13 protein-coding genes are annotated in these 14,952 nt (G+C 60.5%); 4 read left to right on the top strand and 9 right to left on the bottom strand.

The features are described from left to right. Positions 1 to 12: 12 nt before the first annotated feature. The 4 genes from LRO94_RS14820 to LRO94_RS14805 all read right to left on the bottom strand — a co-directional run bounded on the left by LRO94_RS14820 (position 13) and on the right by LRO94_RS14805 (position 5,357). On the bottom strand, positions 13 to 1,683 hold the full coding sequence (locus LRO94_RS14820) for an ATP-binding protein (RefSeq protein WP_179178968.1): 1,671 nt from the start codon (positions 1,681 to 1,683) through the stop codon (positions 13 to 15). Continuing rightward, positions 1,683 to 3,182 (bottom strand): ATPase domain-containing protein, encoded by a 1,500-nt coding sequence (locus LRO94_RS14815; protein ID WP_032885743.1) that lies wholly within the window; start codon positions 3,180 to 3,182, stop codon positions 1,683 to 1,685. Before LRO94_RS14815 ends, LRO94_RS14820 begins: the two co-directional genes overlap by 1 nt. Before the next feature lie 145 nt (positions 3,183 to 3,327). Further along, positions 3,328 to 4,386 carry a tetratricopeptide repeat protein gene (locus LRO94_RS14810; protein WP_095184748.1) on the bottom strand — a complete coding sequence of 353 codons (1,059 nt, stop codon included), beginning with the start codon at positions 4,384 to 4,386 and terminating at the stop codon, positions 3,328 to 3,330. A gap of 77 nt (positions 4,387 to 4,463) precedes the next feature. After that, positions 4,464 to 5,357 carry a bestrophin family protein gene (locus tag LRO94_RS14805; protein WP_032885671.1) on the bottom strand — a complete coding sequence of 298 codons (894 nt, stop codon included), beginning with the start codon at positions 5,355 to 5,357 and terminating at the stop codon, positions 4,464 to 4,466. Positions 5,358 to 5,647: 290 nt separating this feature from the next. On the opposite strand from LRO94_RS14805, the gene LRO94_RS14800 reads away from it, so the two are divergent. From LRO94_RS14800 to LRO94_RS14785, 4 genes are read left to right on the top strand one after another with little or no spacing between them, the layout of a single operon-like run. Next, positions 5,648 to 6,415 (top strand): SDR family NAD(P)-dependent oxidoreductase, encoded by a 768-nt coding sequence (locus LRO94_RS14800; RefSeq protein ID WP_179178969.1) that lies wholly within the window; start codon positions 5,648 to 5,650, stop codon positions 6,413 to 6,415. 12 nt (positions 6,416 to 6,427) lie between these two features. Next, positions 6,428 to 7,612 (top strand): acetyl-CoA C-acyltransferase, encoded by a 1,185-nt coding sequence (locus LRO94_RS14795; protein WP_179178970.1) that lies wholly within the window; start codon positions 6,428 to 6,430, stop codon positions 7,610 to 7,612. A gap of 9 nt (positions 7,613 to 7,621) precedes the next feature. Beyond that, on the top strand, positions 7,622 to 8,749 hold the full coding sequence (locus tag LRO94_RS14790; protein ID WP_179178971.1) for an acyl-CoA dehydrogenase: 1,128 nt from the start codon (positions 7,622 to 7,624) through the stop codon (positions 8,747 to 8,749). Positions 8,750 to 8,760: 11 nt separating this feature from the next. Then, positions 8,761 to 9,534, top strand: a complete 774-nt coding sequence (locus tag LRO94_RS14785; protein WP_032885667.1) for an enoyl-CoA hydratase — start codon at positions 8,761 to 8,763, stop codon at positions 9,532 to 9,534. 73 nt (positions 9,535 to 9,607) lie between these two features. Here the strand turns inward: LRO94_RS14785 and LRO94_RS14780 are convergent, their stop codons facing one another. The 5 genes from LRO94_RS14780 to LRO94_RS14760 all read right to left on the bottom strand — a co-directional run bounded on the left by LRO94_RS14780 (position 9,608) and on the right by LRO94_RS14760 (position 14,949). Next, entirely contained in the window at positions 9,608 to 10,759 is a 1,152-nt protein-coding gene (locus tag LRO94_RS14780; protein ID WP_032885666.1) for an acyl-CoA dehydrogenase family protein, read from the bottom strand. A gap of 3 nt (positions 10,760 to 10,762) precedes the next feature. Then, positions 10,763 to 11,866 (bottom strand): enoyl-CoA hydratase/isomerase family protein, encoded by a 1,104-nt coding sequence (locus tag LRO94_RS14775; RefSeq protein ID WP_095184751.1) that lies wholly within the window; start codon positions 11,864 to 11,866, stop codon positions 10,763 to 10,765. 142 nt (positions 11,867 to 12,008) lie between these two features. After that, the gene (locus LRO94_RS14770) at positions 12,009 to 12,719 is read right to left on the bottom strand and encodes an HPP family protein (protein WP_122765160.1); all 711 of its coding nucleotides are present in this window, start codon (positions 12,717 to 12,719) and stop codon (positions 12,009 to 12,011) included. A gap of 178 nt (positions 12,720 to 12,897) precedes the next feature. Continuing rightward, positions 12,898 to 13,137: a type VI secretion system contractile sheath small subunit gene (locus LRO94_RS14765; protein WP_122757432.1), complete on the bottom strand. Its 240-nt coding sequence runs from the start codon at positions 13,135 to 13,137 to the stop codon at positions 12,898 to 12,900. Positions 13,138 to 13,326: 189 nt separating this feature from the next. After that, on the bottom strand, positions 13,327 to 14,949 hold the full coding sequence (locus LRO94_RS14760) for an ArnT family glycosyltransferase (RefSeq protein WP_233896799.1): 1,623 nt from the start codon (positions 14,947 to 14,949) through the stop codon (positions 13,327 to 13,329). Positions 14,950 to 14,952: the final 3 nt, after the last annotated feature.

The raw sequence follows: 14,952 nt of genomic DNA, 5'->3' as shown, positions 1-14,952 counted from the left end.
ACATGCATCACATCACGCCCGGATCATCTCCCGCACCTTCGCCGTCAACAAATCAAAGGTAAATGGCTTGGTAATCAACTGCATGCCAGGGTCGAGAAAACCACCGCGCACGGCGGCATGTTCGGCATAGCCGGTAATAAACAATACCTTCAGATCCGGCCGCATCTGCCGGCCGATCTCTGCCATTTGTCTGCCGTTCATGCCGGGCAAGCCGACATCGCTGATCAACAGGTCGATCCGCTGTTCAGATTCAATGATCGGTAATGCCGTATTGGCGTCCTCTGCCTCAACAAACCCATAACCCAGCTCTTTAAGTACTGCGCTGACCAGCACGCGTACGGCGGGGTCGTCCTCGACGATCAGCACGGTCTCCCCGGAGTTGGCAAATGGCAGCAACGCAGGGTCGACGGGTGCGGGCACGACGGTCTCACCCAGAAAACGTGGCAGGAACAAGCTGACGGTCGTCCCCAGGCCCACCTCGCTGTGCAGGGTGACGTGTCCGCGGGACTGACGGGCGAAGCCGTAGATCATCGATAAACCCAGGCCGGTGCCTTGGCCGATCGGCTTGGTGGTAAAGAAGGGATCGAACACACGGCCAATCACGCTTTGCGGGATGCCGCAGCCGTTATCACTGATGCTCAGCTCAACGTAATCGCCTGGAGGCAGGGTGCCAAAAGCAGCGGTGAAAACGCTGTCCAGGTGCCGATTCGACGTTTCCACCGTCAGCTTGCCGCCGTTGGGCATTGCATCGCGGGCATTGAGCACCAGGTTGAGCAGGGCGCTTTCCAGCTGATTGGGGTCGGCTTCAGCTGTCCAAGGCTGGTCGGTGAGTTGCATCTCAAGGGTAATGCTTTCATTGATGCTGCGTTCCAGCAGTTCACCCATGGAGCTGACCAGTTCATTGATATTGACCGGTTTGGAGTCCAAGGATTGCCGGCGGGAAAACGCCAGCAACCGATGGGTCAATCCGGCTGCGCGGTTAGCTGACGTGACGCCAAGATCGATGAGGCTATCGAGGTCGTCCAACTTGCCACGGGACACGCGCCTGCGCAGTAACTCGAGGCTGCCGATAATCCCGGTGAGCATATTGTTGAAGTCGTGGGCGATACCGCCCGTCAATTGGCCGACGGCTTCCATTTTCTGTGATTGGCGCAGCGCCTCTTCGTTGTGGCGCAGTTGCGCGGTGCGCTCTTCGACTTGTTGTTCAAGGGTTTCAAGTGTGCGTTGCAGGCGCAGTTCGCTTTCGCTCAAGTCGATCAGGCGGTCACGCGCCTCGTACTGGCGACGACGGCCGCGCAGAGCAGCGCTGACCAGGCTGATCAGGGTCACCGGGTGGAAGGGCCGCTCCAGGAAGGTCACATTGCCGAGCAGGCCACTGAGGTGGGACGAACCGTTCTGTTCGCTGCCGCCGTGATGGGTCATCAGCACGATGGGCATATCCGACCAAGCGGGCTGCTGGTGCAGTTTTTCCAGCAGCGGCTCCAGATCGATACCGCGCAAGCCTTCGGCGGCAATGATCAACAGACCTGCACCTTCTTCCATCGCGTCGCATAGCATCGGCAGGTGGGTCGCGACGATGCCGGAGTAACCGGCTTCGTTGAGCATCATCAACGCCAGTGAACTGTCGCGCCCCACTGGCGCCAGGATGATCGCGCGTTCGGAAACGCCAAGTAGATTCGGCACTATTGCTCATCCTTGAGCAAAGGGGAGCCTGCGCCCATGTAGGTCGGGATGCCGCGCAGTACGCCCTGGAAGTTGTCCAAGGGCTCGCCGACGGTCAAGCCACGGTTGCTGATGCGGTATTCACGAATGGTCGACTCGTGGGCGCCGGTACGTTTCTTGATGATCGAAATCGCCCGGCGGACTTTGCCCAGCGCTTCGAAGTAACGCAGCAGAATCACTGTGTCGGCCAGGTAGGTGATGTCGACCGGTGCTTGCATGTCACCCACCAACCCGTGTTGAGCGACGGTCATGAAGGTCGCCGCACCGCGACGGTTGAGGTACAGCAGCAACTCGTGCATGTGCAGGATCAGCGCATTTTCTTCAGGCATCGCCGCCTGGTAACCGTTGATGCTGTCGATCACCACGGTTTTGATACCCCCTTCGTCGATAGCGCGGCGCACCCGGTGGGAGAACTCGCCAGGGGACAGTTCGGCAGCGTCCACTTGTTCGATCATCAAGTTGCCGGTGGCCTGCAGCGCTTCAAGGTCGATACCCATGTTTTTCATGCGTTCAAACAACAACCCCAGCTCTTCGTCGAAGATAAACAGCGCTGCCTTTTCGCCGCGTAACACGGCAGCGGCAGCGAAGATCATCGAGATCAACGATTTGCCGGTACCGGCCGGGCCGAGAATCAGGCTGCTGGAGCCCGTCTCGATACCGCCGCCCAACAATGAGTCCATCTCGCTGATGCCGCTGGTGAGCGTCTGGCGGTTGTAACCACCGCGGTGTTCGGCGGCCACCAGGCGAGGGAATACATGCACCCCGTCCTGCATGATGGTGAAGTCGTGGAAACCGCCGCGATACTTCTGGCCACGGTACTTCACCACACGAACCCGGCGGCGTTCGGCACCGTAGTTCGGAGTCAATTCTTCCAGACGGATCACGCCGTGGGCCACGCTGTGCACGGTTTTATCCAGGGATTCAGTGGTCAGGTCGTCCAACAGCAGAACGGTGGCGTCATAACGCACGAAGTAGTGCTTGATGGCGAGGATCTGCCGGCGATAACGCAACGAACTCTGCGCCAGCAGGCGGATCTCAGAGAGGCTGTCGACGACCACGCGAGTTGGCTTGACCCGTTCCACCACCTCAAAGATCTGCCGCGTGGCTTCACCCAGCTCAAGGTCAGAGGAATACAGCAGGCTCTGTTGGTGCTCGGCATTGAGCAAGCTTTCCGGTGGGGTCAGCTCAAAAATATGGATGTTGTCATCCAGGTCCCAACCGTGGGACTTGGCGCCCTGGCGCAACTCGCGCTCAGTCTCCGACAAGGTGATGTACAAGGATCGCTCGCCGTTTTTTGCCCCGGCCTGAAGGAAATGCAGGGCCACGGTGGTTTTACCGGTACCAGGTTCACCTTCCAGCAAAAACAGGTGGCTGCGCGATAGCCCCCCGGCAAGAATGTCATCAAGACCTTCGATGCCGGTGGCCGCCTTTTCACTGAACAGCTCTTTGGATGTAGACAAGAAGTGCCCTCGGGTCACGTACAAGTGGAAGGGCATGTTCGTCACAACACGCCATGTTTACTTGACCGTGGCACTATGCAACCGTTCAACAAACGGCTCAATTTATCGGTACAGGCGAGCCGTCCCCGAGGTGTCGTGGCGTGTCTTAGAGCCCTTGCTGCAAGGCCGGATCGTCCGGATTCTGTTGCTCAAGCTGAGCCAGCAGCACTTGGACATTCTGCAACTGCCCACTCTCTTTCCAGTAGTTGACCAGCAGCACCCGAGCCTTGCGATTGGCCGGGTGGCGCTGGACGATTTCTTCCAATTGGCGCTGCGCTGCCTCTAGCTCCTGCTGGTCGTGCAGGGTGGTGGCCAGGTCGTAGCGGTAATCCTGATTATCCGGCTCAAGCTCTACCGCTTTGGACAGGCCGAGGAGGGCATAAGGCCGCTCGCCATGGTGCAGCAGCCACATGCCGAGGGCGTGTTGCAAGTAGGCGGATTCGGGGTGCGACGCCAACTGCCGCGCCAGCAATTGGCGGGACTCGTCGGTCTTGCCTTGCTTATCCAACAGCTCGATCTGCGCGACCACTGCTTGCAGGTTGTCCGGTTGCAAACGCATCGCCTGTTCCAGGGCCTGTTGCGCCTCCGGCAACAGCGCGCTGTGGATGTAGAGGCGTGCCAGCTGAATCCACCCCTCGGCGGTTTCGGGCTGGGCCTTGAGGTATTTCACGAATTCGTCCAACACCTGCTGCAGCGGCCCGAAATACAGGCCAAGGGTGTCCGGCGACAGGCCGAGCAAGGCATTGGCGGCGGCAAAGCGCACGCTTTGCTCGGGGTCATCCAGCGCCGGGCCCAGCAGCAGGGTGCGCTGGCCCGTGGGCACCAGGCCGACAATGCTGTGGATCGCCGCTTCGCGCACCACCGGCGATTCATTGATCAGGTCTTTATCCGCCAGCTTCAGGGCCTGGGGGCTTGGATAGTTGTGCAGTTCAGCATGCAGGGCGGCGCGGCGCTCATCGGTCAGGTCCGGGCGGCCCAATTGCTGATACAGCACTCGGGCGGCGCCAGGCTCGCCGTTACGCGCCTGTTTCAGCGCTTTGGCGTAGCCATGGGCAATCGCGGGAGCCACAGCCACCGGGGCGGAGCGGGAGAAATACCAGGTGAGCAGCACAATGAAGAACAGGGCGCACAGGCCGACGATGGCGTAACGGCGTGACTTTGACATGCAGGCGTCCGAAAGCTTGAGTAGCTATTACAAAGGCCGTCAGCTTCGGTCAGACCAGGGCAGGTGTCAAACCGGCGTCAGGTGAGCACGTACTCCACTGGCTCCAAGGGCGCCGGCAGTTCGGTTTCGCCCAGCGCCGCGAGAATCTCACGCTCCAAGGTGCGTAGGAGCGCATTGCAGGGCAGGTCATTTTCATCAAAGCCGAACGGGTCTTCCAGGTCATCGCCGATTTCATCCAGGCCAAAAAAGGTGTAGCTGACAATGGCGGTGAACACCGGTGTCAGCCAGCCCAGAGGTTCGGCCATGGCGAAGGGCAGCAGAATACAGAACAGGTAGATGGTGCGGTGCAAAAGCAGCGTGTAAGGGAAGGGCAGTGGCGTGGTCTTTATCCGCTCGCACGAGGCCTGAACCTGACTCAGGCTGACCAAGCGGGTTTCCAGCTGGGTGTAGCGCCATTCGCTGATGACGCCCTGCTGAGCCAGTACCGAAAACCGCCCGCCGAGCTGTTGCAGCACACGGTCCGGCAGGTTGGGATGGTCCGCTTCCACGCTGGCCCAGGGCTGTATCGCCTGGGCTTCATTTTCATGGCGCAGTCGTGCGATCAACCCATGGGCAAAGCCCCCCAGCCCGCGCAACACGCGCGCACGTTCAGCGGCATCGGCGAGTACTTGTGTTTCACGGATCAGCGAGCGCACCTCGATGATCATCTGCCCCAACTGCTTGCGGCCCTCCCACCAACGGTCATAGCAGGCATTGTTGCGAAAGCTCATGAAGATCGACAACGAGAGCCCGAGCAAGGTGAAGGGCGTGGCGTTGACCTTGGAGAAGTACGCGGGGTGCAGGGTTTCCACGAGCACGATCACTGACGCCAGCAACGTGACCAGTAGGCTGCGCAAGGCGATGCGCTTGGCAATCGAACCTTTGAGGGAAAACAGGATACCCAGGAGATTGGGTTTAGGACGCACGATCATGGGGGGCTTCTTTGGTGGAGCAGTCCATAAGGTTAGAAGCTGATAGGGAGGGCGTCCAATCGCTTGGGCCTACCGGCTGATCGGTGGGGTCTATGATCGGAGGTGCGCCAGCTTCTGTGTCAAGCAGGCCTCTGTGGTGGGCGGGGCAAGTCCACTCACCACCAGTGCCTTGCCCCCTTGGCCAAACCAGTCAGCCATGTTGAAAGCTTTGACCATTGTCGCTGTGCAGCACCCAAGCGACTATCTGGGCCATACGCTCGTTACCCGGTCCATCGTTCAAGGAAACAATGATGCAGATTGAAAACAAGGTTTTTCTGGTCAGCGGCGGCGCTTCGGGCCTCGGCGCGGCCACCGCTGAGATGCTGATCGCCGCTGGTGCCAAGGTGATGCTGGTGGATTTGAACGCCGAAGCGGTCGCCGCCAAGGCCAAGCAATTGGGTAAAAACGCCCGCAGTGCGGTGGCCGACATCAGCCAGGAAGCTGCCGCTGAAGCCGCCGTGCAAGCCACGGTCTCGGCATTTGGCGGCTTGCACGGGTTGGTCAATTGCGCAGGCGTGGTGCGCGGCGAGAAAATTCTCGGCAAGAACGGCCCTCACGTGCTGGCGAACTTCGCCCAGGTGATCAACGTCAACCTGATCGGCAGCTTCAACCTGTTACGCCTGGCCGCTGCGGCCATTGCGGAAACCGAAGCGAATGCCGACGGTGAACGCGGCGTGATCATCAATACCGCTTCCGTGGCCGCCTTCGATGGGCAAATCGGTCAGGCTGCGTATGCGGCCTCCAAAGGTGCCATCGCCAGCCTCACACTGCCCGCGGCTCGTGAATTGGCGCGTTTCGGTATTCGCGTAATGACCATCGCTCCCGGTATCTTCGAGACGCCCATGATGGCCGGCATGACGCCGCAAGTGCGCGACTCCCTGGCCGCCGGCGTGCCATTCCCGCCACGCCTGGGCAAGCCTGCCGAATACGCCGCACTGGTGCGGCACATCATTGAAAACAGCATGCTCAATGGCGAGGTGATCCGTCTTGACGGCGCCTTGCGCATGGCAGCCAAGTAAGGAGAGTGACCCATGACTGATCCCATCGTGATTGTCAGCGCCGTGCGCACGCCCATGGGCGGGTTCCAGGGTGACCTCAAGGGACTGACCGCGCCTCAACTCGGTGCCGCCGCTATTCGTGCAGCGGTTGAGCGCGCCGGTATCGCCACCGACGCCGTGGATGAAGTGCTGTTTGGCTGCGTACTCCCTGCTGGCCTGGGCCAGGCGCCAGCGCGGCAAGCGGCATTGGGCGCCGGGTTGGACAAGTCCACCCGTTGCACCACCCTCAACAAGATGTGCGGCTCAGGTATGGAAGCCGCCATCCTGGCCCATGATTCACTGCTGGCGGGCAGTGTCGATGTGGTGATTGCTGGCGGTATGGAGAGCATGTCCAACGCACCGTATTTGCTGGACCGCGCCCGCAGTGGCTACCGCATGGGTCATGGCCGCGTCCTCGACCACATGTTCCTCGACGGCCTGGAAGACGCTTACGACAAGGGCCGCCTGATGGGCACCTTCGCCGAAGACTGCGCCCTGCATAACGGCTTTACCCGTGAAGCCCAGGATGCCTTCGCCATTGCCTCCCTGACCCGCGCTCAGGAGGCGATCACCCACGGCAACTTCGCTGCCGAAATCGTCCCGGTACAGGTCACTGTCGGCAAAGAGCAAAAAACCATTCTGCACGACGAACAACCCCCCAAAGGCAAGCTGGACAAGATTGCCAGCCTCAAACCGGCGTTTCGCGAAGGCGGCACGGTGACAGCGGCCAACTCCAGCTCGATTTCCGACGGTGCTGCGGCGCTGCTGCTGATGCGCGAGTCCGAGGCGCACAAGCGTGGGCTCAAGCCGTTGGCGGTGATCCATGGGCATGCTGCATTTGCCGATGAGCCGGGGCTGTTTCCCGTGGCGCCAGTGGGTGCGATTCGCAAATTGATGAGCAAGACCGGCTGGAACCTTGATGAAGTGGATCTGTTCGAGATCAACGAAGCCTTCGCGGTGGTCAGCCTGGTGACCATGAGCAAGCTGCAAATCCCCCATTCCAAGGTCAACGTGCACGGCGGTGCCTGCGCCCTCGGCCACCCGATTGGTGCCTCGGGTGCCCGCATCCTGGTGACCTTGCTCTCGGCCCTTCGCCAGAAGGGCCTCAAGCGTGGCGTTGCCGCGATCTGCATCGGCGGTGGTGAAGCCACAGCCATGGCCGTCGAATGCCTGTATTAAGGAGCCACGATGCTGCCCAATGACGAACAACTGCAAATCAGCGACGCGGCCCGGCAATTCGCCCAGGAACGTCTCAAACCTTTCGCCGCCGAATGGGATCGCGAGCACCGCTTTCCCAAGGAGGCCATCGGCGAGATGGCCGAACTGGGTTTTTTCGGCATGCTGGTGCCGGAGCAATGGGGCGGTTGCGATACCGGCTACCTGGCTTACGCCATGGCCCTGGAAGAAATTGCCGCCGGTGATGGAGCCTGCTCCACCATCATGAGCGTGCACAACTCGGTGGGTTGCATGCCCATCCTCAAGTTCGGCAACGACCAGCAAAAAACGCAGTTCCTCACGCCTCTGGCCAGCGGCGCCATGCTGGGGGCCTTTGCCCTGACCGAACCGCAGGCCGGTTCCGACGCCAGCAGCCTGAAAACCCGCGCGCGTCTGGACGGTGACCACTACGTGCTCAACGGTTGTAAACAGTTCATCACCTCCGGGCAAAACGCTGGGGTGGTGATTGTGTTTGCCGTTACCGACCCAGCGGCAGGCAAACGCGGGATCAGCGCGTTTATCGTGCCCACCGATTCGCCGGGCTACAGCGTCGCGCGGGTCGAGGACAAGTTGGGGCAGCATGCGTCCGACACGTGCCAGATTCTGTTTGAAGACGTGAAGGTCCCGGTGGCCAACCGTTTGGGTGAGGAGGGTGAAGGCTACAAGATTGCCCTGGCCAACCTCGAAGGCGGCCGCGTGGGCATCGCCTCGCAAGCAGTGGGCATGGCCCGTGCCGCGTTTGAAGCAGCGCGCGACTACGCCCGCGAGCGCGAGAGTTTCGGCAAATCGCTGATCGAACACCAGGCGGTAGCCTTCCGACTTGCCGACATGGCCACGCAAATCGCCGTGGCACGGCAGATGGTGCATTACGCCGCCGCCTTGCGCGACAGTGGCAAGCCGGCGCTGGTGGAAGCGTCGATGGCCAAGCTGTTTGCCTCGGAAATGGCCGAAAAAGTCTGTTCGGCTGCCTTGCAAACCTTGGGCGGTTACGGTTACCTGAGCGACTTTCCCCTGGAGCGGATCTACCGCGATGTGCGGGTCTGCCAGATCTACGAAGGCACCAGCGATATTCAACGCATGGTCATCTCACGCAATCTCTAAGGAGCCGATACATGAGTTACGAAACCATTTTGCTCGACGTCCAGGGCCGCGTCGGGCTGATTACCCTGAATCGTCCGCAAGCCCTGAATGCGCTGAATGCGCAGTTGGTCAGTGAGTTGAACCATGCGCTGGATGATCTGGAAGCCAATCCGCACATCGGCTGTATCGTGCTGACCGGTTCGAAGAAAGCCTTTGCGGCCGGCGCCGATATCAAGGAAATGGCCGAGCTGACCTACCCGCAGATTTACCTCGATGACCTGTTCAGCGACAGCGACCGCGTGGCCAACCGCCGCAAGCCGATCATTGCCGCCGTCAACGGTTTTGCTTTGGGCGGCGGCTGCGAACTGGCGCTGATGTGCGACTTCATCCTGGCGGGTGATGGCGCCAAATTCGGCCAGCCAGAGATCAACCTCGGCGTCCTGCCCGGCATGGGCGGCACCCAGCGCCTGACCCGCGCGGTAGGCAAGGCCAAGGCCATGGAAATGTGCCTGACCGGGCGTTTTATCGATGCGGTGGAGGCTGAGCGTTGCGGGATTGTCGCGCGCATTGTGCCGGCCGATGAGCTGCTGGATGAAGCGCTGAAGGTCGCCACGCTGATTGCTGGCAAGTCGGTGCCAATCAGCATGATGGTCAAGGAAAGCGTGAACCGTGCGTTTGAAGTGAGCCTGTCCGAAGGCGTGCGCTTTGAGCGCCGTGTGTTCCATGCGGCGTTTGCGACGCTGGATCAGAAGGAAGGTATGGCGGCGTTTGTGGCCAAGCGCGCGCCAGAGTTCAAGGATAAGTAAGCCAATCTTCATGTACTGAAGTGCAAATGTGGGAGGGGGCTTGCCTCCTCCCACAGTAGTTCGTTGGTGTCTGTCAGAGCTGGTAGTTCTTGAGTTCCCTGGCAATCACCATCCGCTGAATCTCGCTGGTCCCCTCGTAAATCTGCGTGATCCGCGCATCCCGGTAGTAACGCTCCACCGGGTAATCCTCCAGGTAGCCGTAGCCGCCATGTATCTGCATCGCTGACGAGCAGACCTTCTCCGCCATTTCCGAGGCAAACAGTTTGGCTTGTGACGCTTCCGACAGGCACGGCTTGCCGGCACTGCGCAGGCGCGCTGCGTGCAGGATCAGCAGGCGGGCCGCGTTCAAGCGGGTCTGCATGTCCGCCAGCAAATTAGCCACGCTCTGATGCTCGATGATCGCCTTGTCGAACTGCACCCGGTCCCGGGCGTAGGCCAGCGCCGCTTCAAACGCTGCTCGCGCGATACCCAGGGCTTGGGCGGCGATACCGATGCGGCCACCTTCCAGGTTCGACAGCGCAATCGCCAAGCCTTTGCCGCGCTCGCCCAGTAAGTTGGCTTCGGGAACTGTGCATTGGTTGAGGGTGACGGCACAGGTGTCAGAAGCGCGTATGCCCATCTTGTGTTCGGTGCGGTCCACCACAAAGCCAGGGGTGTCGGTGGGCACTAGGAAAGCGGAAATGCCTTTCTTGCCCAAGTTCGGATCAGTCACGGCAAACACGATAGCCAACTTGGCGCGCTTGCCGTTGCTGACGAATTGCTTGGCGCCGTTGATCACCCACTGGCCGTCACGCAGCTCAGCGCGAGTGCGCAGATTGTGGGCTTCGGAACCGGCCTGGGGTTCGGTCAGGCAGAAGCAGCCAATCGCCTGGCCACTGGCAAGTTCTGCCAACCAGGTTTCTTTCTGCGCCGTTGTGCCGTAGTTGAGGATCGGCCCGCAACCCACTGAATTGTGGATACTCATCAGTGCGCCGGTGGCGCCATCGCCGGCAGAAATCTCTTCCACCGCCAGGGCATAAGCCACGTAGTCGACGTAGGTGCCGCCCCATTCTTCCGGGACCACCATACCCAGCAGGCCGAGTTCGCCCATTTTGGCTACCAGATTGTCGTCAATCCAGCCGGCTTTTTCCCAGGCTTGGGCGGATGGGGCGATTTCACGCCGGGCGAAGTCACGCGCCATGTCGCGGATCATCACTTGTTCTTCAGTGTATTCAATGTCTTGCATGGCTTATCTCGCAATTTGCTCGAACTGTTGGAAGAAGCTTTCGACGTGGGCAACTGATAGCCCATGCAACGTTGGCGGGTTCCAGCGCGGGGTTTTGTCCTTGTCGATGATCAGGGCGCGCACGCCTTCGATCAGGTCGCCGCGCTTGAACCATTGCCGGTCCAAGTGCAGTTCCAGGGCGAAACACTGTTCCAACGACAGGCGGCGGCCTTTGCGCAACATTTGCAAAGTCACGGCCATGGCCAGGGGCGAGCGGGTCTGCATCAGGTGAGCTGTGTTGAGCGCCCATTCATGGCTGTCGGCAACGGTGACGGCCTGTAATTGCTCAACGATGCTCGGCACATCCGGCAACCCGAAGAAATGGTCGATCGCCGGGCGCAAGGCTGCCAAAGGCGCATCGGGCAGCTGCTGCACCGCAAGCTTTGCCAGCACACCTTGCAAGTCTTTGAGCGCAGAGTCGTGCCATTGCAGGTGGTCGAGTTTCTGGTCCAGGTCGGCGAGCTTGTTGCTGTCGAGGTACCAGTCCGCCAAACCGCAATACAGTGCATCGGCGGCGCGGATCTGCACGCCGGTGACGCCGAGGTAAATCCCCAGTTCGCCCGGAATGCGCGGCAGGAAATAGCTGCCACCCACGTCGGGAAAATAACCAATGGCCACTTCCGGCATGCCCAGGCGGCTGCGCTCGGTAACGACGCGTAAATCGGCACCTTGCACCAGGCCCATGCCACCGCCGAGGACAAACCCGTCCATCAACGCCAGCACGGGCTTACGGTAGTGGTGGATGGCGAGGTCGAGGGCGTATTCCTCGACGAAGAAATCTTCGTGAAGGGTGTCGCCATTCTTGAAGCTGTCGTACAGGGAACGGATATCGCCGCCGGCACAGAAGGCTTTGTCGCCGGTGCCGCGCAGGACCACGGCGTAGACCGATGGATCGTCGGACCAGGCCTCCAGGTGCCGGGTCAGGCTGCGAACCATGTCGAGGGTGATGGCGTTTAAACCCGCAGGGCGGTTAAGGGTGAGGTGGCCGATATGGTTGCGGACGTCGGCCAGTACCTCTTCCTGAGGTGAATCGGCGCGGCTTGCTTCGGATGAAACCTGAGCAGTCATCTCTAACTCCCTGCTTTTATTGTTCTTTATCAAGATGTTCGCGGACGAACCATCTCGCGATCGTACCAGTGCAAATTTGCGCAGTACAACCCGGAATCATGCAGGTGGTTGTTGCATTTATGCAGGGCGCCCGGGCCTCTGCTCAGGGCGCGCGGTTGGCCAGTACTTCGCCGATGCTGCGACGGCGCGCGTGGGTTTCGGCCGCGTGAATCAGTTGTTCAAGCTCTGCGGGCGCCACGTCGTAGAACTGCTCCATCTCGGCAAGCGCCAGCTTCAAATCGGCGGCGGTCACGGCAGGGTTTCGCGCTGCATCGGGGGTATTCAATACGGCCGAAGGGGACTCGACAGCCCCCTTGGGATAACGCGTGCGAGTGGCGTTGTTGTAGGCCAGCGCACATGCCAGCAGGGCGCTGGCGCCGAGCAGCACAGCGCCCAACTCATGCCAGCCCAGTGCGGCGGAAGCCGGGTCGGCCAGCACCAGGGTCATGGCCAGGCCACCTGCGGGTGGGTGCAGGCAACGCAGCCAGCACATCAACACCACTGCCATGCCGGCCGCCAGGCAAGCGCCGCCCAAGGTGCGTCCGAGAACCCGCGCGACCAGCAATGCCACGACACCGGCGCACAGGTAGCTGCCGATGATCGACCAGGGTTGCGCCAGCGCACCGGATGAGACGGCAAACAACAACACCGCCGAGGCCCCCAGCGGGCCGAGCAGGTGCAGCGCCACCTCCATGCCAAATACCTGGGCACAGAGCCAGACACTGAACAATGTACCCAGTGCCATGCCAATGGCGGCCCGGCTCCATTCGGTAGGACGAGTATTGATTGCAGCGGGAAACCAGCGAGCGAGCATTGAAAAGAAATCCATAAACGGCGGGCAAAAAAAAGGCTTGTCTGGTTTCCCGGAAAAGCCCTTTGAACGTTCCTGCATTTGGGGGAGGAACCTGCGCAGTGTGCCGCGCCTCGATTATCGGCGCCAATGCATATTAATGAGGTTTTAATGCATAAATATTGAATTAAAACCCGTTTCATCAAAGGGGAATGTACGCGGTGTTCAGTTTGCCCAATACGCGGATATCGGTCTCTTCGTTGAACATATGCTTTTGCAGGTTTTCCAGGAGCCCTGGCTCGCCAGAGAGGGGACCTTTGAGTGCCACCAGAGCGTTGCGTAGCGACATCAGTCGATCCAACGGCGGAATGGGCAGGTAGCCGATATGCACTTCATCCCGGGTCAAGGCAGCAGGAGTATCAGGTAAACGATCATTTGGCACGGCATTGTCCTCTCGCGAAGTGAGCCGCAGTGATGGCTGCCGCTCTTAACGTCCTTGTTGTGTTCCATGGCCTGTGGCGGTAAAGACCTACCCCACATGGCCATCGAGTTTACAGTTGGGTTTCAACCCCCGGAAAGTCAAATGACACCAGCCATTACGCATAGCTGCGTAGGATTCTTCCGGGTCGACTCAAGGCTGTGGGGGTTTGGCCAGGTACAGCAGGACAAAGGTGTTGCGATCGAACTCACCCGTTAAGGTCGGCGTGAGCGTGGCAAAGCGCGGATCTTTAAGCGCGCGGAAATCCTCTTCGCTCATCACCAGCCAGGCTGGCCCTTGCAGCGGCGTCAGGTCAGCAGCTTGCTGGGTAAACAACGGCACCTGATCGCAGTCGAGGTTGACCATGTATTTGATGGCCTTGGCGTCTTTGCCCAAACCGTGCAAGACCACGGGGGCACGCTGCTGCATCACCTGCTCATGAACGTTCAAGGTAAATGTGCGGGTGTCATAGACACTGCGCTCCAGCGGTTCCACCACCAGGATATAGGTAGCCCACACCGCCAACACCGCAGTGAAGGCCGGCCCGACCGGCCGTAGACGAGAGACGAACAACGTCAACAGCGCCAATGCCTGCAGCGCACCAAGCACACCCAGCACCAAGCCCAGATGGCTCAGTTGTTCCGGATAACGTGGGCGCACGAACAGCAACCCGGCGATCAGCAGCGTAGGCAGCAGCGTCCATAGACCCAGCATCAGGGCGCGCAGCCCGGCGAAAAGCCGCCCGCGTGCACCGTAAAAGGGATACGCCGCAATAATCGCCGCCATGGGCAGCATCGGCAGTACATAGCGCGCCTTTTTCGCCTGGGGAATCGACAGGCCAACCATCACCAGCAAGCCGGCAGCGGCGCAGTACAGCACCAATTGCAAGGCCGGCTCCGGCGTGCGCCGCCCACCGGTCGCCACTGCCAGCAGCACCAGCAACGCCAGGGGATAGGCCAAGGCGTAATTACCCAGGGAGCTGGTGAAGTAATACAGCACACCGCTGCTGCCTTCGCTGCCATCCATGCGCCCGAGGAACTGCATGCGGATAACGTCCTGCATGAAACGCTCACCGCCACTGAGTTTGGCCATCAGCAACAGCAGGCCGACACAGGCCAGCAGCAGCGCCAGCGCCAGGAGGCCGAAGCTGAGCAGTTGGCGCCATTGCCGGTTGATCAGGTAATAGCTGCACAGCACACCGGTGGGCACGACCAGGCCAATTGGCCCGCGTATCGCAAACCCCAGGATCAAGAGCAGAAACAGCCAGTGCAGACGTTTACCCGCAGAGAAATGATCATGGGCGTAACCCAGATAAAACACCGTCAAGGTGATCGCGGCGAGCATCTGGTCCAGGGACACGGCGCGGGTTTCGCTGATAAAGGTGGTGCTCAACAGCAGCACCGCAATGCTCAACAAGCCCCAGCGCTGGGAGTAGGGCGCCGTGAGGCGATACACCAGGATGACGATCAGTGCCGAGGCCATCGAAGTGGGCAGCCAGGCCGTGAGGCTGGTGACCTGGCCCAGGGGCAGCGACAACAGCCAGGTCATCAGGGTCGAGGTGGCCAGATAATCAGCATACGGCTGGCCGTAAGTGGTGGGAAAAAAGCCCGGCCCATGGCGCAGCATTTCCTGGGCGAACAGCACGAAGCGTGAGTCGAAACCGATAATCGCCTGGTGCCAACTGCCGGCGATAAACAGCAACAGCGCCAGCAATCCCAGGCAGAGGGATTGGCGGCGGATCGTGGCACTCAGCAAAGGCGGTCGGGCTGTGTTCACGTA

Source organism: Pseudomonas sivasensis (assembly GCF_021391435.1).
GTDB classification, from domain to species: Bacteria; Pseudomonadota; Gammaproteobacteria; order Pseudomonadales; family Pseudomonadaceae; genus Aquipseudomonas; species Aquipseudomonas sivasensis.
The sequence above is the reverse complement of the archived record's forward strand: the minus strand, read 5'-3'. Positions and strand labels throughout refer to the sequence as shown.